Below are 18782 nucleotides of genomic sequence, written 5' to 3' on the forward strand. Positions count from 1 at the left end.
TGGATTTCCGGGCGGTGGGCGCGATCCTGCTCCCGCTGCCGCTCATGGTGGGGCCCACCGCGCACGCCACGCCGGAGACCGGTCTGCCGCCGCTGCAGCCGGGGCAGGTGATCCGCGTCGGACCGATCGCAGGCACCGGCACCGGCACCCGGGATTACGGTATCGGCGCCACCGATCTGTGTGAGTTCATGGAGTTCAACACCGAACTTCTGCAGGTGTGCGGCGACAGCTTCGCCGGCCAGGGAGTGGGGTTCGGCGGCTGGTACTCACCAGTGGCGCTGCACGTCGACCGGGCGTCGCTGGACGCACCCGACGGCGTGCGCTACACCGGGGTCAGCGGTGTTCATTCACCCCTGCTGGCCGACCCGACACCGCCCGGCTCCTCCCAGTTGCCCGCCGGTGTGGTGTCGATCAACCGCGAGAACTATCTGATGGTCACCACCACCGCCAGCTTGCGCCCGCAGACGTCCCGCTTGGTGAAAGCCGAAGCGTCCCAGGATCAATGGGTGACCATCCCCGGTTCGGAACGCGACGCGGGATTCGCCGGGGGAGGGCAGTCACAGATCAGTGGCTATTACGACCCCATCCCGACGCCCGACTCGATCTCCGGTTGGGTGTACATCGTCGCCAACAACTTCGACCGCAGCGGGCCCGTCACGCTGTATCGGGTGCCGCCCGCGCAGTTCACCGACCGCGCGGCCTGGCAGGGCTGGTCCGACCTCGAGGGCTGGGGGAAACCGCCGACCCCGTTGTGGCTGGATCGGATCGGCGAGATGAGTGTGCGCCAGCTGGACGGTAAGGCGGTGCTGTCCTACTTCAATGCCAGCACCGGCAACATGGAAGTCAGAGTCGCCAACGACCCCACTGGTCTCGGCAGCGCGCCCGTGACCACCGTGGTCCGGGCGTACGCGTGGCCGGAACCCGCCGAGAGCCTGCCGCCACCGGAAGTCAACCAGCTCGCCCAGCCCTACGGCGGGTACATCGCACCCGGTTCCACCTTGGATGAGGTGCGGGTGTTCGTCAGCCAATGGAACACCGAATCCCGCGAGCGTGCCCCGTACCGGGTCATCCAGTTCGTGGTCAACCCGCTGCGTTGACAAGACGAAGCCCCGCAGCGCACGGGTGCTCGTGGTCTGAACACCTGACTCTGCGGGGCTTCGCTGGGCCTGCCCTCGGATTGTGCGTCGATAGAGCAGCGGGGCCCGATGTCGGGGTAGCCACTGTGAGGCAGACCTAATCCCGGTGGGTCCAGACGCGAAAGCGGCCACCGCGTGAATCGCGATGGCCGCTTGCGAGATGTCGATCAGTTCTTGAAGGCGTCCTTGATCTTTTCGCCCGCATCCTTGATGTTGGACTTGGCTTGATCGAGCTTGCCTTCGTTCTCGGTGCTCTTGTCGCCGGTCACCTTGCCGAGGCCTTCCTTGGCTTTTCCGCCGAGGTTGTCGATCTTGTTGCTGGCCTTGTCGTCGGCGCCCATGATGTTCTCCTTCAGCTGTGACGGTCGAAACCGGGCTCGTTGTGAACCTGCCGGGTGGGTACCTCCTCGGGCGGGCGCTCAAAACCAATTTCACCTGTGAGGTGAGCCGACCTGCTCACAGCAACTACATAGCTCGGTCCTAAACAACGCTGTGGTCAGCGGGTGGATCATCGCCGCATGAGTGAAAATCCAGAGCCCAGCACCCAACCTGTCACCCCGGTGACGACCGTCGATCGACCGGCTGATGTCGCCGTCACGCGGGATCGTCGGCCCAGCCGGGCGGTCCAAGCGGCGGCGTGGGTGGGCATCGTCGCGGGCACCGTGTTCGTCATCGCCGTCATTTTCTTCTCCGGATTCGTCCTCGGTAAGCAGTCCGGCGGAGGCGAGCGCGGCTTCGGGCCCGGTGGCCAAGGCCCACGCCATCACCACGAGATGATGTTCCGCGAAGGCCAGGCGGGCCCGCCCATGTTCCGGCAGGGCCCCGACGGATCCGTTCCCGGACCGGGCAACACCGGACCGGTGCAGCAGCAGCCCACACCACCCGCACCGCCGGCGCGGCCCTGACCGAGCTGTTTCGCCGGTGCCCACGTGTGGGTACAGGAGACCGCAAAAGCCCAGGGAGGAGATGCGTGGCGCCCATGACCGAGAAATTTGCGACGACCGACGGTGGTGCTCCGGTACCGAGCGTGGAGCACTCACTGTCCGTCGGACCCGACGGCCCACTGCTACTGCAGGATCACTACCTGATCGAGCAGATGGCGAACTTCAACCGCGAACGCATCCCGGAGCGGCAGCCGCACGCCAAAGGCGGTGGGGCATTCGGCTATTTCGAAGTCACCAATGACGTCAGCAAGTACACCCGCGCGGCGTTCCTGCAGCCGGGCACCAAGACCGATACCCTGATCCGGTTCTCGACGGTGGCCGGTGAACGTGGCAGCCCAGACACCTGGCGCGACCCCCGCGGATTCGCGCTGAAGTTCTACACCACCGAAGGCAACTTCGACATGGTGGGCAACAACACCCCGGTGTTCTTCCTGCGGGATCCGATGAAGTTCCAGAACTTCATCCGCAGCCAGAAGCGGATGCAGGCCACCAACCTGCGCGACCACCACATGCAGTGGGATTTCTGGACCCTGGTCCCCGAATCGGCGCACCAGGTCACCTGGCTGATGGGCGACCGCGGCATCCCGAAGACGTGGCGACACATGAACGGCTACTCCAGCCACACCTACAGCTGGCTCAACGCCGAGGGTGAATTGTTCTGGGTGAAGTATCACTTCAAGACCGACCAGGGCGTCGACTTCCTGACTCAGGAAGAAGGCGACCAGCTGGCCGGCGAGGACGGCGACTACCACCAGCGCGACCTCTACGACTCGATCGAGAGCGGCAACTTCCCCAGCTGGACGCTCAAAGTGCAGATCATGCCGTTCGAGGAAGCAAAAACCTATCGCTACAACCCCTTTGACCTCACCAAGGTGTGGCCCCACGGCGACTACCCGCTGATCGACGTGGGCAAGCTGGTGCTCAACCGCAACGTCACCGACTACCACGCCGAGATCGAGCAGGCGGCGTTCGAACCCAACAACGTCGTCCCGGGCACCGGCCTGAGCCCGGACAAGATGCTGCTGGCTCGGGGATTCTCCTACGCAGATGCCCACCGCGCCCGACTGGGCGTCAACTACAAGCAGATTCCCGTCAACGAACCGCACGTCGAGGTGCACAGCTACAGCAAGGACGGGGCGATGCGGATCCGCAAAGTCACCGATCCGGTGTACGCGCCGAATTCGGTGGGCGGTCCCGTCGCCGACGCCAAACGCGCCGCCGAGGTGCACTGGGCTTCCGACGGTGACATGGTGCGCACTGCGTACACATTGCGCGCCGAGGACGACGACTGGAGTCAGGCCGGCACGCTGGTGCGCGAAGTGCTCGACGACGGCCAGCGGGAACGACTGGCGCACAACATCATCGGACACGTCTCCAAAGGTGTTAAGGAACCGGTGCTGTCCCGCGTCTTCGAATACTGGCGCAATGTCGACCCCGACCTCGGAAAGAAGGTCGAAGAAGGCGTGCGCGACAAGCTCAGTTAGCGGTCCTGCCCGGGGTACGGCAGCAGCGCCATCTCGCGCGCGTTCTTGATCGCGGTGGCTACCTGGCGCTGCTGCTGCACCGTCAGCCCGGTGACGTTGCGGGAGCGGATCTTTCCCTTCTCCGAGATGAACACCCGGAGCGTGTTGGTGTCCTTGTAGTCGACGTGATCCAGGCCCATGCCCTTGAGGAGGTTGCGCTTCGGCTTCTTGGCGTCGGCGACCGCGCGGCGCTTCTGGGGGCGGGCCATCACCAACTCGACTTCCGGACGCCGGGAAGCTCTCCGCGATGCGCGAGTTCGCGAACTCGCACTCTGGACAGGCCGAACTTGCGGAGATGCCCGCGAGGGCGGCCGTCCACCGAATCCCGGTTGCGAACGCGAACCGCGCTGGCATCACGCGGCTGTCGCGCCAGCTCGGCTTGGGCGGCAGTTCGCTGCTCAGCAGACGTGCCCGGCGACTTGATGATCCGCTTCAGCTCCGCGCGGCGTTCGGCGTAGCGGGCGACGACTTCCCGACGCTTGTCGTTCTTGACGACGTTGGACCGCTTGGCCACCTCAGCGCTCCTCGCGGAAGTCGACGTGCCGTCGAACCACGGGGTCGTACTTGCGCAGCACCAGACGGTCAGGATCGTTGCGCCGGTTCTTGCGGGTGACGTAGGTGAACCCGGTCCCCGCGGTCGAACGCAACTTGACGATGGGGCGGATATCGGTGCTCTTGGATGCCATCAGATCTTCTGTCCTTCCCGGCGCAGCCGCGCCACCACCGCTTCGATGCCGTCGCGGTCGATCACTTTCATGCCTTTGGTGCTGACCCGCAGCCGGATACGACGGTGCTCCGACGGCAGGTAATAGGTCTTGAGCTGGATGTTGGGTGACCAGCGGCGCCTGGAACGCCGGTGGGAATGCGAGACGGTGTTACCGAATCCCGGCGTACGCCCGGTCACCTGGCACTGCGCGGACACTTGCGCACACCTCCACTGTTGTTGGGAATCATTTTCGACAAGCTGTCTGTCGCACTGTAGCGTGAACACCGCCCAACTGAAAATGATTCCCGATAACGGAGGGTGATGTGCGTACGCCGGTAGTTCTGGTCGCAGGTTCGAGCGACACCGACGCCACGGCAGGCGTGCTTCTGCGTCAGCCCGGGACGCTGGTGGTCGAGCACCGGTTCGACGGACACATCGTGCGGCGCACCATGAGCACGCTGCAGGACGGGGTGCTCACCACCGCGGAGGGCGCGCTGGAACTGGCCCATGGATGTGTGTCGTGCACGATCCGCAATGACCTGCTGATCCTGTTGCGCCGGTTGCACCGTCGTGAAGACGTGCACCGCATCGTCGTTCATCTCCCACCCCTCATGGAACCGGAGCCGGTGTGCTTCGCGATCAACCGTGTGCCGGTGCGGGTGGGCCCGGGCTACCTGGACGGACCCGCCGCCCGCGACGTCAGGATCGCCGCGGTGGTGGTATGCGTCGACACCGACACTTGGTTGACGGCAGCGCTCGGCGACGAGGTACTCGACGACGGCCGCACCGAGGCGCAGGTGGTGGTGTGTCAGGCTGAATTCGCCGACGTGCTGGTGGTCAGCCGCCCCGAACCCACGGTGCTCGCCGCGCTGCGGCGACTGGCGCCGCGAGCCCGCATCACCACAGGATCGGCTCGGGTGGAGATGGCGCTGGCCAACCTCGAGCCCGATTCCCGTTGCGGGCGCGGCGATCACCCGCACTCTCCGCTCCTGGCCGGCCAGCCGCCGCTGGAGGCGGACGGTCCGGTGAAGATGGTCGAGTTCGGCGCCAGGCGGCCGTTCCATCCGCGCCGATTGCACGATGCGCTGGACAAGCTACTCGACGGGGTGATCCGGGCACGGGGGCGGTTGTGGCTGGCCAACCGTTCCCAGCACGCCATGTATCTGGAGTCCGCCGGCGGCGGACTTCGCGTCAGCAATGCAGGAAAATGGTTGGCGGCCATGACGTCCAGCGAGATCGCCTACGTCGATCCCGAGCGGCGGGCGATTGCGGATCTGATGTGGGAGTACCGGTTCGGAGACCGGCACACCTCGATGACCATTCTGGTGTGCGGCGCCGATCCCGCCGAAGTGTTGGCGGCCCTGCACAACGCGCTGCTGACCGACGACGAGATGAACCGCCCCAACGGGTGGGCAGGCTACGAGGATCCGTTCGGCGACTGGCATATCGAACCCTGTGAGACCACAGACGAATTCGCTGCCGAGATGCAACGCGGCGCAGAAGGAGAACGATGAAACCCGATATCCACCCCGACTATCACCCGGTGGTGTTCCAGGATGCGACCACCGGTAAGTCATTTCTCACCCGGTCGACGGCCACCAGCACCCGCACCATCGAGTGGCAGACGCCCGAGGGAGTGCGGACCTATCCTCTGGTGGTCGTCGATGTCACCTCGGACTCGCATCCGTTCTGGACCGGCGGCAGCCGGATTCTCGACAAGGCGGGTCAGGTGGAGAAGTTCCGTAAGCGCTACGGGCAGCGCACCTAAGCGGACTGCGGGGAGGTAAGCGACGCCACGATGTCCTCCCATGCCTGACCCAGATGCCCACAGATGGGCCCGGTCTGGGTGAGCACCGTGACACAGCGGTGGCTGTGGTCGTACAGTTCGACCGCTGAGGTGAGTCCGGTGGCGCCGTGTGCCTGGGTGACCCAGCATTCGGCGACCATCGCCGGATCCACGGCATATCGCGCCGCCCCGAACACCACCGAGGTGTGCGTCTCGACGTGTTCGACCATGGCCGCGGCTCCGCGGTGCAGCTGAAGGCACCCTCCGCCGGCAACGGCGACGGTGAGCGGTAAAGCGTTGCGGCACAGGTGTTCCAGAAGATGCGGTAGCGCACGGGTTTCCACCTGACGGGCGCCGGTGAACGGCAGCACCCGGTACCGCTCCGGGGTCAGCGCATCGAGGTGGGTGATCTGGTCGGCGTCGCGCCACGTCAGTGCGGACCAGTCGAGCGGCGCGGCCGGTGCCGGACGCCGGGTCGGAGCCAACTGCAGCGCCTGGACGGCCAGGTGATCCGACATCGGCGTGAAGTACGCGCGGTGAGTGCCGAATTCACCGGCCAGGGTCAGCGCCCGAGGTGTCAAGCGAATGTCGTTGACGGCGTTCGGGTTCACCCGCAGGCTGATGTGGGAGTCCCCGCAGCGCAACGCCTCACCGGGCAGTGCGGCAGGCAGGTATTCGCCGGTGTGGCTCAGCAGGGCGGCGTCGTTGGCGGTCACCGCGACCACCATGCCGAGGGCAGGCAGCGTTTCGGCGATCACGGTGGGGCCCGCGGTGATCCGTTTGGCCGGGCAGTTTCGGCAGCGTTGCCCGTCAGTACACATCGCGGACGTACCGTTTCTCCCGTTTGAGGGTGTTGACGTATTCGGTGGCGGCGTCGCGATCGAGGCCGCCGTGTTCGATGACCACGTCGTGCAACGCCTTGTCGACGTCCTTGGCCATCCGGGTGGCGTCGCCGCACACGTAGAAATGCCCGCCGTCCTCGAGCCAGGTGAACAGTTCCTTGCCCTGCTCCAGCATGCGGGTCTGCACGTAGATCTTCTGCGCCTGGTCCCGCGAGAACGCCAGATCCAGGCGGTTCAACAGGCCCGATGCGTTCCAGCCGACCAGCTCGTCGCTGTAGATGTAGTCGTGTTCGCGATGCTGGTCACCGAAGAACAGCCAGTTCTTACCCGCCGCGCCGCGCCGCTCGCGCTCCTGCAGGAACGCCCGGAACGGGGCGATACCGGTGCCGGGGCCGACCATGACCATCGGTGCACTGTCGTCTGCCGGTACCCGGAACGATTTGTTGGGTTGCAGGAAGATCTTCGCGGTGCCTCCGCGGTCGGCCAGGAACGTCGAGCACACGCCGCCACGCATCCGGCCTGTGCTCTGATAGCGCACACTGGCGACCGTCAGGTGGATGCGATCGGGGTGCGCCAGCGAGCTCGAGGAGATCGAATACGCGCGGTGCTGCAGAGGTTTGAGCAGTCCGATGAACTCCTCCAGGCCCAGCTCGTCGCCACCGATGCGCAGGATGTCGAGGACGTCTTTACCGTAGAGCCAGCGATCCAGGGTCTCCTTCACACCACCGCGCAGCGCATGGGAGAACTCCTCGTTCTCGGCGCGGCTCTCCACTTCACCGAGCAGATCCTTGGACGGGGCGCTGATCTCGTAGCGGTGGGCCAACAGCTCACCCAGCGGTTCGCCGTCCACCAGGGTGTCCACCGAAATCCGGAAGTGATCGGCGATCGCCTCGACCAGCGCCGGATCGTTCTCCGGGATGACCGCCAGCGCGTCGCCCGCTTCGTAGGTGATGCCGCTGTCGGCGAGCGCGAACTCGTAGTGCCGGATCTCTTTGTCCGAACCCGCTCCCGACAGCAGGCGGTTGACCGCGACCTCCGCGACGAACGGGTTCTTGCGGGTCCAGCCGGAGCGGGCCGCGATACTGGGCGGCGGAGTGCTCGGAGCGCCGCTGGCACCGGTGATGCTGACCAGGCTGCCGACCGCGGACTGCACCCATTCCGCGGCGTGCGCTTCGTAATCGATATCGCAGTCGACGCGGGTCACCAGGCGGCTGGCACCCAGCTGCTCCAGACGGGTATCGAAGAGCTTGCCGGCCTGGCAGAAGCCGTCGTAGCTGGTGTCACCCAGCGCCAGCACCGCGAAAGACACCCCTTCGAGGCGGGGCGCCATATCGGAAGACAGTGCTTCCCAGAACAATTCGGCGTTGTCGGGCATCTCGCCCTCGCCGTAGGTGGAGGTGACGATCAGTACGTGTTTGAGGCCGGCGAACTCGTCGAGTTCGATCTCGTCCAGACCCGAGACGGTCACGTCGAAGCCCTGCGCCCTGGCGGCGGCCGCGGCGTCGCCGGCGACGCCTTCGGCGTTACCGGTCTGAGTGCCGTAGAGGATGCGCAACGGGGGTCGCGGTGCCTCCTGGTCACTGGTGACAGGAGGTGGGGTGGTCATGTTCATGGCCAGCCGAGAGTGCAGGCCGGCCAGGAAGCCCGAGATCCAGGCGCGCTGGTCCTCGTTGAACGGGGCGTCTTCGGGAATGTAGGCGATCTTCATGAGCTCTTCACGGGGGTCTGGACGGCCAGGGCTGCCACAACAGGGGGGATGGTCTTGAGCGCGAACAACTCCTCGAAAGACGGCAGCCGGCCGATTTTCTCGACGTTTCTGGCGCTCTGGTACAGGATCCAGCCGTAGGTGCCGGGGCTGTCCATCGACAGGACGTTGCGCTGGGTGAGTGCGGCTTTGTAGTCGGTGATCCGCTTGTTGGCGATCAACACCGCCAGATCCTCGTCGCTGAACGGATCGATCGCTTCGCGGGCGTAGCGCTGCAACTTCTGGATCAGGAAGAAGTCCTCCGTGAGCACCAAGTTGCGCACCGTCTTGCCGATCCGGGGGTCGGTGACGTCAGTGACACCAGGCGTGCGCGCCATCGCCAACTGCTGGGCCATGTTCAACACGGTGTAGGTGTTGAGCAGTGCGTACATCTCCTCGGTGTCGGTGTCGCCGTAACCCGGCACCGAACCACCGTGCACCATCTGCTGGTCGCGGTAGGACCGCTTGAACTTGTGCACCTGGTATCCCGCCAGCGCGGCGGCCAGCTCGTCGAGCAGTTCCTTACGGGTCTTGGCCGCCAGAATCGCATCGGAGTCCTGGTACTGCAGCAGCGCGCGCGGCATGGCGTACACCACGTGGCGGCGAGTGGTGTCCCAATTGTCCAGAAGTGCAGCGGCTTTCGCTGATCCGGTGGCTTCGACGTGCCATGACAGCAGCGTCTTGGCGGCCTCTTCGTGGAACGGTGCCTCCGTGACCGGTGCGATCACCACGGAATCAGCGCTCACCTTGGCGGGCAGCATCGCATCGGGGTCGTACTGGTAGAGGAAACCGCCGCTCATCCCGTTGGCGACACCCTTGCCGAAGCCGCCGATGTTGAACACGGCACCGTTGGTCATGTACTCGCACAGGAATTCGCCGACACCCTCGACCACCGCGGTGGCGCCCGAGTTGCGCACCGCGAACCGGTCACCGGCCTCCCCTTCGACGAACAACCGTCCTCCGGACGCGCCGAACAGGGCGAAGTTGCCGACCAGGACGTTGCCGCTGGGCGCGTCGGACCCGCCGCCGGGGGAACGGACGGTGATGGTGCCGCCGCAGGCGCTCTTGCCCACACCGTCGTTGCAGGTTCCGGTGTGAGTCATGACCATTCCGTCGTTGCAGAAGACGCCGTAACTCTGGCCGGCCGATCCGCTGGTGGTGATGACGATGCTGTCGGGTTTGAGGTAACGGCGGCCGCGATGGTCGGTGGCCACAGCGTCCTCCGGGATGAGCCCCTGGTGTGTTCCGTGGTTGAGCATCCGCTCGATGTCGATTGCGAGCTGCCCACCGACGCTCTTGTTCTGATTCGTCAACGAGACCGGGGCCGGTACCCCGCCACCCAGCTGGCTCAAGAAGCTGTCGTCGACGGCGTAGTCCTTCTCCATGTAGATCGGCTCATCGACGATGAATTCCTCGGCCACCTGCAGCATCTGGCGCAGGTCGAGCCTGCCGATGCTGGAGGGATGCTCGAGCAGGTGCAGCAGATCGCTGCGGCCACGCGCCGCCCGCAACGACGGCAGCCCCAGGGTGGCGAGGATCTCGCGCACCTCATGGGAGATGTTCAGCAGGTACTGGGCGAGCGCGCGCGGATCACCTTCGAACGCCTCGGCATTGGTGGTCAGCCCGGCCGGGCACTTGATGTTGCAGTTCTTGGCCATGACGCACTTGAGCATCATCAGTGCGGTGGTGCCGAATTCGAAGCTGTCACCACCGAGCAACGCGGACTTGATGACGTCGCTGGCGGTCTGGTGCGCGCCCGAACAGCGGAGCAGGACCTTCTGGCGGATACCGTTGGCGCACAGAGCCTGGTGCACTTCGGCGATCCCGATCTCGGCGGATCGCCCCGCATATTTGAGGCTGGTGACGGCGGCGGCGCCGGTGCCGCCGGTGTTCCCGGCGACATTGATGACGTCGGCGCCGGCCTTGGCGACGCCGACGGCGATGGTGCCGATACCTTCGGAGGACACCAGCTTGACGATCACTCGGACGCGGGCGGCCTTGCAGTCGTGGATCAGTTGCGCCAGGTCCTCGATGGAGTACGTGTCGTGATGCGGCGGCGGTGACACGAGCTCCACCCCGGGGGTTCCCCCGCGCGCGGCAGCGATCTGCACGGTTACCTTCGGTGCCGGAAGCTGGCCGCCCTCACCGGGTTTGGCGCCCTGGCCGATCTTGACCTCCAGCTCGCGCAGCATCGGGTCGGCGAGGTACCCCGCCCACACCCCGAAACGGCCGGAGGCGAACTGCTTGATCCGGGAACCGCGGATGGTGCCGTAGCGGCTGATGTGCTCGCCACCCTCACCGCAGTTGGACAACCCGCCCACCATGTTGGTGCCATGGGCCACCGCTTCGTGGGCCTGCGCCACCAGCGCGCCATGGCTCATCGCGCCCGAGGCCAGTGTCGCCGCGATCTCGCTGGCGGGCTGCACCCCGGCCAGAGGAATCGAATCCGGTGCGCTGCGTACGTTCTGCAGATACGCCGCGGCCGCGCCGGTGGCGCGCACCCACAACCGGTCGCCGACGATGTCGCTGTCGAGAATGTCGTCGCCGAATCGTGCCGCCAGCGAGAAAGCCAGCGCGTCCAGGCGTTCGGAGCCCTGGCTCAGGCGCAGGGTGAACTCGTCGCGCACCTGGATACACGACAATCCCCGGACCTGGAAGTCGTTGTTGCCCGTGAGCGCGAATTGGCCCATCTCCTGGGTGAATTCGTCGGCGGTGTGTACGAAGTTCACATCAGCGGGCAGCGCCAGCACGTCGCGCAGTGCAGCAGGCCTGCGGGTGCGTTCGGCGTTCATACTGCGCACGAAGTTGCGGTAACCGGGCGTGATGTCGAAGCTGTTGATGGCCCGCGGCGTCAGCTCGTCGAAACTGGTGTTGCGGTAGGCCTCGTCATCGAGGCCGAATGCACCGTCGAGTTGATGCAACGGTAGCCCGCGCAGGAAGGCGGGGTCGGCCATATCCGGATTGTCCGGCTTGGCTTCGTCGCCGAAAGAGATGGATTCCTCTGTCATGTCGACGAATCCGCGCACAGCGGTGGTGCCGTAGGAGTGCCCGGCCCCCTCTGCGCGTTCCTTGAACAGGCCGAGCAGGGGCACGTCCTTCTCGCCTGCCACTTCCAGTGCGCGAGCGTGCCACTCGGCGACGGTGTCGGCCAGGGTGGTGAACCCGACCCCGGCGACGGGGGAGACGACATTGGGGAAGTAGCGGCGCAGAACCGGGTCACCGGTGTCCAAGTAGTTGGGCTCGAAGAACTCTCCGCCGATGTAACTCTCGACGGTGCACAGACCCACGCGGCCCATGGTTTTCATCAGGGACTTCTCGGCGGCCTTGGCGAACTGCTTGAAGGCCCTCGAGGCGCCTGTTTCGACGTCGCCGAACTTCTCCTCGGCCCGCATCTGTACCGCCAGCGGATACACCGCGGCCGCCCCGAATCCGAGCACGGTGGCGACGTGATGCGACGAGCACAGCTGACCGCTCTCGGCGATCACCGAGACCCGCAGGCGCAGGCCTTCCTCGATCAGCCGCTGATTGACCGCCGAGATGACGATGATCAACGGCATGGCCGCCCGTTCGCTCTCGACGTGCCGGTCCGAGATCACGGCGATGCCACCGGTTTCGCGGGCGAACGCCTCCACCTCATCACATAAGGCGTCGATGGCCCGGACCAGCGCGTCGGCGTTGGCGGCCCGGTCGGTCAGGTCGATGCGGTAGCGCATGCCGAACCGGCGCACCGGGGTCTGCTGCTGATCCCGGATCTTGAGCATGTCGAGATGGGTGAGAATCGGTGAGGGCACCACGATCTGGGGTGCGGGCCGGGCTCCGCTGTTGGGCTTGGCGCCGAGTGCCACCCGCAGCGTCATGCCGTCGGCCTCGCGAATGCTGTCCAGCGGCGGGTTGGTCACCTGGGCGAACTTCTGCGAGAAGTAGCGCGCGATTCCGCCCTCGTGGTTGGACAGCGCGTTGATGGCGGCGCCGTAGCCCATTGCCGAGATCTTCTCCTGGCCGGTGGCCAGCATCGGATCCATCAGGAACTTGAAACTCTCCTGGTTCAGCGAGTACGCGACGTAGCGCTGGTGCCGGGACAGGTCGCCGTTGTAGCGGGCGGGGGAGAGTTGACTTTCCGGGGGAACCGAGGGCAGATCGGCGAGATTGACGCGGGCGGCATCGAGCATCGCCGGGTAATCATCGCGTGCGGCAAGCATTTCCAGCGCCTCGTGGGTGCTGTAGGAGCGGCGCGTGGTGTGGTCGTAGTACAGCATGCCGCCGGCTTCGATACGGCCGCGCCTGATGACGGTCTCCGGGGGGAAATACACCTGCCCGGCTTCGGACATCACGCCCAGGTATTCGTCGGTCTCGACGGTGCGCAGCGGCCGCAGCCCCAGGCGGTCCAGGCGCGCCCCGATGATCGTGCCGTTACCGAAGATCAGGGCGGCGGGGCCGTCGTTCTTCTCCTCGTAGAGGCTGAAGAACTCGAGCATCGCCCGCACCTGCGGCGAGAGTGTCTGGTCGTTCTCCCATGCCGGCGGCATCATCGCGACCACGGCCGAGACCACATCCAAGCCGTCTTCGAACACGCGGTTCTGCAGGGTCTGGTCCAGGCGGCAGCTGTCGGACTGGCCGAGCGGACGCACGATCGAGCGGTTGCGGGCCCGGGCGATCGCGTTGTCGGAGAGGCGGTTCTTCTTGTCGGTGTTGAGTTCACCGTTGTGTGCCATCAACCGAAATGGCTGCGCCATCATGGCATTCGGGACGGTGTTGGTGGAGAACCGGGTGTGGAAGAACATCGAGTGCACTTCCATCCGGGGATCGGACAGATCGCTGAAGTACGGCACCACTTCGCCCGAGTTCAGCCGGCCCTTCAGCACCTGGGTGCGCGCGCTCAGCGACAGCGGATACAGACCCAGCAGCTCGGCGCGGGTGTAGGCGACCGATTCGATGGCCATGAGAGCGTCGTGGATCTTGCGGTCTGTGATCTGTGCGCCGGGGCCGGACTCGAACACCCACTGCCGGATGGGCAGCTGGTACTTGATCGCCGCCGGGCGGATCGCAGTGTTGTCCACGGGGACATCACGTTTGACCAGAATGTCGAAGCCTTGGGCCAGCAATGCCGCCTCGATCACCGCTTCGGCTTCGCCGTGGAAGGCGGGGTCGGTCGGCAGGAAGAAGTTACCCACCCCGAACTGGCCCAGCTCCAGGTCGGCGCGGCCGGTCACGTCGGCGAAGAAGCGCAGCGACAGGTCGAGGTTCACCCCGGCGCCGTCGCCCACCCCCTCCGAGGACATTCCGCCCCGGTGCGGAACCGCGCACAGCGCTTCGTGCAGCTTGCGGATGACCTCATGCGTCTGTACGCCGTCTTTTCGGGTCAGGAATCCGACACCACAACTGCTGTGTTCCCGGTCGGGGTTGTACAGACCGCTCAAACGAGGCTCTCCTCAGCTGAAAAAACAGACGCAACGGCGCATGTTCGCGTGACGTGGCCGCGCGCCGTTGAGCTGGCCGGTCGTTCCCAGGCAGCACAGAACCCCGCCCCGGTGGCGAGGCAAGCCTAGCCTAACTTTAGGTGTGACGGCTCGGGCCGCTGTCTGCGCGTGGTAGCGGGCCGCGGTTGTTCGGGCCCGTCGGCGACACAGCCTAGCTGGCATGATCGATGAAATGAGCATCGAAGTGGTGTACACCGCAGAGTCCACAGCCTCCGGTGGCGGCCGCGACGGCCACGTCAAGTCCACCGACGGCAAGATCGATCTCGACACCCGGCCGCCTAAGGAGATGGGCGGCACCGGCGAGGGCGTCAACCCTGAACTGCTGTTCTCCGCCGGCTACGCCGCCTGCTTCCTGGGGGCGCTGCGCCTGGTCGCCAAGAACGAGAAGATCAGCATCGACGACGCCAGCGGGATCACCGCGCAGATCGGCTTCGGCAAGGATTCCGAGGGCGGCTTCGGTCTGACCGCCAATCTGATCGGCTATCTGCCCGGCCTGGAGCAGAAGGTGGCCGACGAGCTGATGGAGAAGGCGCACGGCGTCTGCCCGTATTCGAAGGCCACCCGCGGCAATATCGAAGTGTCACTGTCCGCGAAGGTCTGACATGCGCAGAATCGCCGCGACGCTGTGCGCCGCCGGTCTGGCGCTGACTGCTGCTTCCGGCCTGGCGGCGCCCGCAGCGGCCCGGCCGTCGGATCCCGGTGTGGTCAATTACGCCGTGCTGGGTAAGGGGTCGGTGGGCAACATCGTCGGTGCACCGATGACGTTCGAGTCGATGTTCACCAACCCGGTCCAGGTGTTCTCGGTGGACATCCCGGTGTGCAACAACTGGGCCGACATCGGATTGCCGGAGGTGTTCAACGATCCGGATCTGGCCTCGTTCAACGGGGCGACCACCCAGGCGTCGAACACCGATCTCACCCATCTGGTCAAGCAGGCCATCGGGGTGTACGCCACCCCTGAGGCGGCCGATGCCGCCTTCCACCGTGTGATCGACCGCACCGTGGGGTGCTCGGGTCAGACGACCCGGATGGGTTTCGGCAACGGGACCACCCAGGTGTGGTCCTTCACCGGCGGTCCGCCCGGTCCCGCCGATGCCGCGTGGGTCAAACAGGAAGCGGGCACGGATCGGCGTTGTTTCACTCAGACCAGACTGCGGGAGAACGTTCTGCTGCAAGCGAAAGTCTGCCAGTCCGGAAACGGCGGTCCGGCGGTCAACGTGCTGGCCCAGGCGATGCAGAACAGCTTGGGACAGTGATCGGGGGATAGCCCGACCGCCCACTGGGTACATGTCAGCGCGATGGTCCCAAGAATGTCACCCGATAAAAACGGGAGTTTGTCGGTGCTCTCGCCCAAGATGGACCCATGACGTTCGTCGTCACGTCGCCAACCGCGGATGCGCGGCCCTTGACGGATTCCGCCGACGCCGCGCAGTACATCGCCGCCGGCAGTCTCACCGACGCTCCGCTGGGCCAGGTGGGCCTCGAGATCGAGGCGCACTGCTTCGACCGGTCCGACTTGCACCGCCGCCCGTCGTGGTCGCAGATCAGCACCGTCATCGAGGCGCTCCCGACGCTGCCCGGAGGCAGCGCCGTGACGGTCGAACCCGGCGGGGCGGTCGAACTGTCCGGCCCGCCCTTCGCCGGGGTGCTGCCGGCAGTGACCGCCATGGTCGCCGACCGGGCGGTGCTCGACACGGCTTTCGCCGCGGCCGGGTTGGGTTTGGCGCTGCTGGGCACCGACCCGCTGCGTCCGCCCCAGCGGGTCAACCCGGGCGCGCGTTATCAGGCGATGGAACAGTTCTTCGACGCCAGCGGCACCGGCGAGGCCGGCGCGGCCATGATGACGTCGACCGCCTCCATCCAGCTCAATCTCGATGCCGGTCCGCGTGACGGCTGGGCGGCCCGGGTGCGTCTGGCGCACGCGCTCGGCCCCACCATGATCGCTATCGCCGCCAATTCGCCGCTGCGCAGCGGCCAGTTCACCGGGTGGGTGTCCTCGCGGCAGCAGGTGTGGGGCCAACTGGACTCCGCGCGGTGCGGTCCGATCCTGGGTGTCAGCGCGGACGACCCCGCCAATGAGTGGGCGCGGTACGCACTGAAGGCGCCGGTGATGTTGGTGCGCTCGGGCGATGCGGCGGTACCGGTGCTCGATTGGGTGCCGTTCGCCGAATGGGCCGACGGGACGATCCTGCTGGGCGGCCGGCGTCCCACCACCGCGGACGTCGACTACCACCTGACCACGCTGTTCCCGCCGGTGCGGCCGCGGCACTGGCTGGAGATCCGCTACCTCGACAGCCTGCCCGACGCGCTGTGGCCGGCGGTGGCGTTCACGCTGACGACGCTGCTCGACGACCCGGTGGCCGCCGATCTGGCCGCCGAGACGGTAGAACCCGTGGCCTCGGCGTGGGACACCGCCGCCCGGGTCGGGCTGGCCGATCGGCACCTTCACGAGGCGGCCGTTCGCTGCGTCGCGATCGCCGCTGACCTCGCCCCCGCGGAATTGGCCGGCTCGATGCAGGCGTTGGCTGACATGGTGGGCCGTGGCCGCACCGCGGGAGACCACTTCTCCGATACCGCGGTGCGACTCGGTATCGACGCCGCCCTTGACGATCTGTGGCAGGAGCACCTGTGAGTACACGAGAGTTGTTGGCCGACGGTCTGACCCGGGCCCGCGAGCGCACCCGCCGCCTGGTGGCGTTCGACGAGGAGGAACTGCGCCGGCAGTACCACCCCTTGATGAGTCCGCTGGTATGGGATCTGGCGCACATCGGCCAGCAGGAAGAACTGTGGCTGGTGCGCGACGGCAATCTCGACGTGCCGGGGCTGCTGCCGGCCAATGTCGAAGGGCTCTACGACGCGTTCGTGCACTCGCGGGCCAGCCGCGTCGACCTGCCGTTGCTGTCGCCGAAGGAAGCTCACGCCTATCTCGACACCGTGCGTGCCAAGGCCCTCGACGCCCTGGACGGCACTCCGGAGGAGTCGACGTTCAAGTTCGGCCTGGTGGTCAGCCATGAGAACCAGCACAACGAGACCATGCTGCAGGCGCTCAACCTGCGCACCGGGACACCGCTGCTGACCACAGGCGCGCCCCTGCCCGCGGGCCGGCCCGGCGTGGCGGGCACTTCCGTGGAGGTCCCCGCGGGTGAGTTCGTGCTCGGTGTCGACGCCGCCGACGAACCCTTCTCACTGGACAACGAGCGCCCATCCCACACCGTGCACGTGCCCGGATTCCGGATCGGCCGGGTGCCGGTCACCAACGCCGAGTGGCGGGCGTTCATCGACGACGGTGGCTACCGCAGGCCGGAGCTGTGGTCGAGCCGCGGGTGGGAGCACCGGGTGCAGACCGGCCTGACAGCCCCGCAGTTCTGGAATGCCGGGGAGGGCACCCGAACCCGGTTCGGGCACGTCGAGACCATCCCGGATGACGAACCCGTGCAGCACGTCACCTACTTCGAGGCGGAGGCGTACGCCACGTGGGCGGGGGCGCGCCTGCCCACCGAGATCGAGTGGGAGAAGGCCTGCGCCTGGGACCCGGCGACCGGACGGCGCCGCCGCTACCCCTGGGGCGCGAACCATCCGAACGCTCAGCTGGCGAATCTCAGCGGTGAGGCATTGCGGCCCGCGCCGGTGGGCGCCTACCCCGGCGGAGCCTCGGCATACGGGGCCGAGCAGATGCTGGGCGATGTCTGGGAGTGGACCAGTTCGCCGCTGCGGCCGTGGCCGGGCTTCACCCCGATGATCTACGACCGCTACTCCGTCCCTTTTTTTGAGGAGCCGAATTCGATCGGGGACTATCGTGTGCTGCGCGGTGGTTCCTGGGCCGTGGCCTCCGACATCCTGCGGCCGAGCTTCCGAAACTGGGACCACCCGATCCGTCGGCAGATCTTCGCCGGGGTGCGTCTGGCCTGGGATCTGTAGATGTGCCGTCACCTCGGGTGGCTCGGCCGGCCCGTGCCGGTGAGCAGCCTGGTGCTCGAACCGCCCAGCGGGCTTCTGGTGCAGTCGTATTCGCCGCGGCGGCAGAAGCACGGCCTGATGAACGCCGACGGCTGGGGAGTCGGTTTCTACCCGGCCGATTGGGGGGACAAGCCCCCCTGCCGGTGGCGCGGGGCCACCCCGCTGTGGGGTGACGCGTCGTTCGCGTCGGTGGCACCGGCGCTGTGGAGTTCGTGCGTGGTGGCCGCGGTGCGCTCGGCCAGCGCGGGTATGCCCATCGACGCCAGTGCCGCGGCGCCGTTCACCGACGGCCATTGGTTGCTGTCGCACAACGGCGTCGTCGACCGCGCGGTGCTGCCTCTCGACCCGACGGCCGAATCGGTGGTGGACAGCGCGGTCCTGGCCGCGCTCATCTTCCGCCGCGGCCTCGACCGCCTGGGGGAGACGATCGTGGAGGTGGGTTCACGCGACCCCGCCGCCCGGCTGAACATCCTGGCGGCCAACGGTTCTCGACTGTTGGCCACCACATGGGGTGACACGTTGTCGGTGCTGCGCCGCCCCGACGGGGTGGTGGTGGCAAGCGAGCCGTACGACGACCACCCCGACTGGGAGGACGTTCCCGACCGCCACCTCGTGGAGGTAGTCCAGGGAAACGTGACCATATCCGCGTTGCCGTTCTGAGAAAGGG

18 protein-coding genes are annotated in these 18782 nt (G+C 66.6%); 10 read left to right on the forward strand and 8 right to left on the reverse strand.

Annotated features, from left to right (window positions below; translation table 11 throughout):
• Window positions 1–44: 44 nt before the first annotated feature.
• Window positions 45–1097, forward strand: coding sequence for a DUF4185 domain-containing protein (locus tag AC3A6P_RS21815; protein ID WP_487693968.1), 1053 nt, complete (start codon window positions 45–47; stop codon window positions 1095–1097).
• 206 nt (window positions 1098–1303) lie between these two features.
• On the opposite strand, the gene AC3A6P_RS21820 is transcribed toward AC3A6P_RS21815, so the two are convergent.
• A complete protein-coding gene (locus tag AC3A6P_RS21820) occupies window positions 1304–1477 on the reverse strand; it encodes a CsbD family protein (RefSeq protein ID WP_487693852.1) in 174 nt (57 codons plus the stop codon).
• A gap of 177 nt (window positions 1478–1654) precedes the next feature.
• On the opposite strand from AC3A6P_RS21820, the gene AC3A6P_RS21825 reads away from it, so the two are divergent.
• Both AC3A6P_RS21825 and AC3A6P_RS21830 read left to right on the forward strand, forming a co-directional pair.
• Window positions 1655–2041 carry a hypothetical protein gene (locus AC3A6P_RS21825; protein WP_487693853.1) on the forward strand — a complete coding sequence of 129 codons (387 nt, stop codon included), beginning with the start codon at window positions 1655–1657 and terminating at the stop codon, window positions 2039–2041.
• 74 nt (window positions 2042–2115) lie between these two features.
• Window positions 2116–3564 (forward strand): catalase, encoded by a 1449-nt coding sequence (locus tag AC3A6P_RS21830; protein WP_487693854.1) that lies wholly within the window; start codon window positions 2116–2118, stop codon window positions 3562–3564.
• On the opposite strand, the gene rpsR is transcribed toward AC3A6P_RS21830, so the two are convergent.
• The 4 genes from rpsR to rpmB are packed head-to-tail and all read right to left on the reverse strand — an operon-like array spanning window position 3561 to window position 4525.
• Window positions 3561–3812 (reverse strand): 30S ribosomal protein S18, encoded by a 252-nt coding sequence (gene rpsR, locus AC3A6P_RS21835; protein WP_487693855.1) that lies wholly within the window; start codon window positions 3810–3812, stop codon window positions 3561–3563. The genes AC3A6P_RS21830 and rpsR overlap by 4 nt on opposite strands.
• Entirely contained in the window at window positions 3812–4117 is a 306-nt protein-coding gene (gene rpsN, locus AC3A6P_RS21840; protein WP_487693856.1) for a 30S ribosomal protein S14, read from the reverse strand. Before rpsN ends, rpsR begins: the two co-directional genes overlap by 1 nt.
• 1 nt (window position 4118) lies before the next feature.
• Entirely contained in the window at window positions 4119–4289 is a 171-nt protein-coding gene (rpmG, locus tag AC3A6P_RS21845; RefSeq protein WP_487693857.1) for a 50S ribosomal protein L33, read from the reverse strand.
• The gene (gene rpmB / locus AC3A6P_RS21850) at window positions 4289–4525 is read right to left on the reverse strand and encodes a 50S ribosomal protein L28 (RefSeq protein WP_487693858.1); all 237 of its coding nucleotides are present in this window, start codon (window positions 4523–4525) and stop codon (window positions 4289–4291) included. Before rpmB ends, rpmG begins: the two co-directional genes overlap by 1 nt.
• A 107-nt stretch (window positions 4526–4632) precedes the next feature.
• Here rpmB and mrf point away from each other — a divergent pair, with 107 nt between their 5' ends.
• Both mrf and AC3A6P_RS21860 read left to right on the forward strand, forming a co-directional pair.
• Entirely contained in the window at window positions 4633–5823 is a 1191-nt protein-coding gene (mrf, locus tag AC3A6P_RS21855) for a ribosome hibernation factor-recruiting GTPase MRF (protein WP_487693859.1), read from the forward strand.
• Window positions 5820–6077: a type B 50S ribosomal protein L31 gene (locus AC3A6P_RS21860; RefSeq protein ID WP_487693860.1), complete on the forward strand. Its 258-nt coding sequence runs from the start codon at window positions 5820–5822 to the stop codon at window positions 6075–6077. The genes mrf and AC3A6P_RS21860 overlap by 4 nt, the downstream gene beginning before the upstream one ends.
• On the opposite strand, the gene AC3A6P_RS21865 is transcribed toward AC3A6P_RS21860, so the two are convergent.
• From AC3A6P_RS21865 to AC3A6P_RS21875, 3 genes are read right to left on the reverse strand one after another with little or no spacing between them, the layout of a single operon-like run.
• A complete protein-coding gene (locus AC3A6P_RS21865) occupies window positions 6074–6916 on the reverse strand; it encodes a ChuX/HutX family heme-like substrate-binding protein (protein WP_487693861.1) in 843 nt (280 codons plus the stop codon). The two genes, AC3A6P_RS21860 and AC3A6P_RS21865, sit on opposite strands and share 4 nt — an antisense overlap.
• Window positions 6906–8645: a diflavin oxidoreductase gene (locus AC3A6P_RS21870; protein ID WP_487693862.1), complete on the reverse strand. Its 1740-nt coding sequence runs from the start codon at window positions 8643–8645 to the stop codon at window positions 6906–6908. Before AC3A6P_RS21870 ends, AC3A6P_RS21865 begins: the two co-directional genes overlap by 11 nt.
• Entirely contained in the window at window positions 8642–14098 is a 5457-nt protein-coding gene (locus AC3A6P_RS21875; RefSeq protein ID WP_487693863.1) for a glutamate synthase-related protein, read from the reverse strand. The genes AC3A6P_RS21870 and AC3A6P_RS21875 overlap by 4 nt, the downstream gene beginning before the upstream one ends.
• 220 nt (window positions 14099–14318) lie before the next feature.
• On the opposite strand from AC3A6P_RS21875, the gene AC3A6P_RS21880 reads away from it, so the two are divergent.
• The 5 genes from AC3A6P_RS21880 (at window position 14319) to egtC (ending at window position 18775) form a co-directional block, all read left to right on the forward strand.
• The gene (locus AC3A6P_RS21880) at window positions 14319–14759 is read left to right on the forward strand and encodes an organic hydroperoxide resistance protein (protein ID WP_487693864.1); all 441 of its coding nucleotides are present in this window, start codon (window positions 14319–14321) and stop codon (window positions 14757–14759) included.
• A 1-nt stretch (window position 14760) separates the two neighbouring features.
• On the forward strand, window positions 14761–15414 hold the full coding sequence (locus AC3A6P_RS21885) for a sensor domain-containing protein (RefSeq protein WP_487693865.1): 654 nt from the start codon (window positions 14761–14763) through the stop codon (window positions 15412–15414).
• A gap of 107 nt (window positions 15415–15521) precedes the next feature.
• Complete coding sequence (gene egtA / locus AC3A6P_RS21890; protein WP_487693866.1) at window positions 15522–16790, forward strand: ergothioneine biosynthesis glutamate--cysteine ligase EgtA; 1269 nt, start codon at window positions 15522–15524, stop codon at window positions 16788–16790.
• Complete coding sequence (gene egtB / locus AC3A6P_RS21895) at window positions 16787–18076, forward strand: ergothioneine biosynthesis protein EgtB (RefSeq protein WP_487693867.1); 1290 nt, start codon at window positions 16787–16789, stop codon at window positions 18074–18076. The genes egtA and egtB overlap by 4 nt, the downstream gene beginning before the upstream one ends.
• On the forward strand, window positions 18077–18775 hold the full coding sequence (gene egtC / locus AC3A6P_RS21900) for an ergothioneine biosynthesis protein EgtC (protein WP_487693868.1): 699 nt from the start codon (window positions 18077–18079) through the stop codon (window positions 18773–18775).
• The last annotated feature ends 7 nt before the right edge of the window (window positions 18776–18782 follow it).

The sequence above is a fragment of the Mycobacterium sp. Soil_C_30 genome, from assembly GCF_057656995.1.

What these genes read in the sequence shown, in the direction of transcription:
- AC3A6P_RS21825 (WP_487693853.1), top strand. Translation starts at nt 1,655, where the DNA reads ATGAGTGAAAATCCAGAGCCCAGCACCCAACCTGTCACCCCGGTGACG.
- egtA (WP_487693866.1), top strand. Translation starts at nt 15,522, where the DNA reads ATGACGTTCGTCGTCACGTCGCCAACCGCGGATGCGCGGCCCTTGACG.
- AC3A6P_RS21830 (WP_487693854.1), top strand. Translation starts at nt 2,116, where the DNA reads ATGACCGAGAAATTTGCGACGACCGACGGTGGTGCTCCGGTACCGAGC.
- AC3A6P_RS21820 (WP_487693852.1), bottom strand. Translation starts at nt 1,477, where the DNA reads ATGGGCGCCGACGACAAGGCCAGCAACAAGATCGACAACCTCGGCGGA.
- egtC (WP_487693868.1), top strand. Translation starts at nt 18,077, where the DNA reads ATGTGCCGTCACCTCGGGTGGCTCGGCCGGCCCGTGCCGGTGAGCAGC.
- rpmG (WP_487693857.1), bottom strand. Translation starts at nt 4,289, where the DNA reads ATGGCATCCAAGAGCACCGATATCCGCCCCATCGTCAAGTTGCGTTCG.
- rpsR (WP_487693855.1), bottom strand. Translation starts at nt 3,812, where the DNA reads ATGGCCCGCCCCCAGAAGCGCCGCGCGGTCGCCGACGCCAAGAAGCCG.
- AC3A6P_RS21815 (WP_487693968.1), top strand. Translation starts at nt 45, where the DNA reads ATGGTGGGGCCCACCGCGCACGCCACGCCGGAGACCGGTCTGCCGCCG.
- AC3A6P_RS21860 (WP_487693860.1), top strand. Translation starts at nt 5,820, where the DNA reads ATGAAACCCGATATCCACCCCGACTATCACCCGGTGGTGTTCCAGGAT.
- AC3A6P_RS21870 (WP_487693862.1), bottom strand. Translation starts at nt 8,645, where the DNA reads ATGAAGATCGCCTACATTCCCGAAGACGCCCCGTTCAACGAGGACCAG.
- AC3A6P_RS21885 (WP_487693865.1), top strand. Translation starts at nt 14,761, where the DNA reads ATGCGCAGAATCGCCGCGACGCTGTGCGCCGCCGGTCTGGCGCTGACT.
- AC3A6P_RS21865 (WP_487693861.1), bottom strand. Translation starts at nt 6,916, where the DNA reads ATGTGTACTGACGGGCAACGCTGCCGAAACTGCCCGGCCAAACGGATC.
- AC3A6P_RS21880 (WP_487693864.1), top strand. Translation starts at nt 14,319, where the DNA reads ATGATCGATGAAATGAGCATCGAAGTGGTGTACACCGCAGAGTCCACA.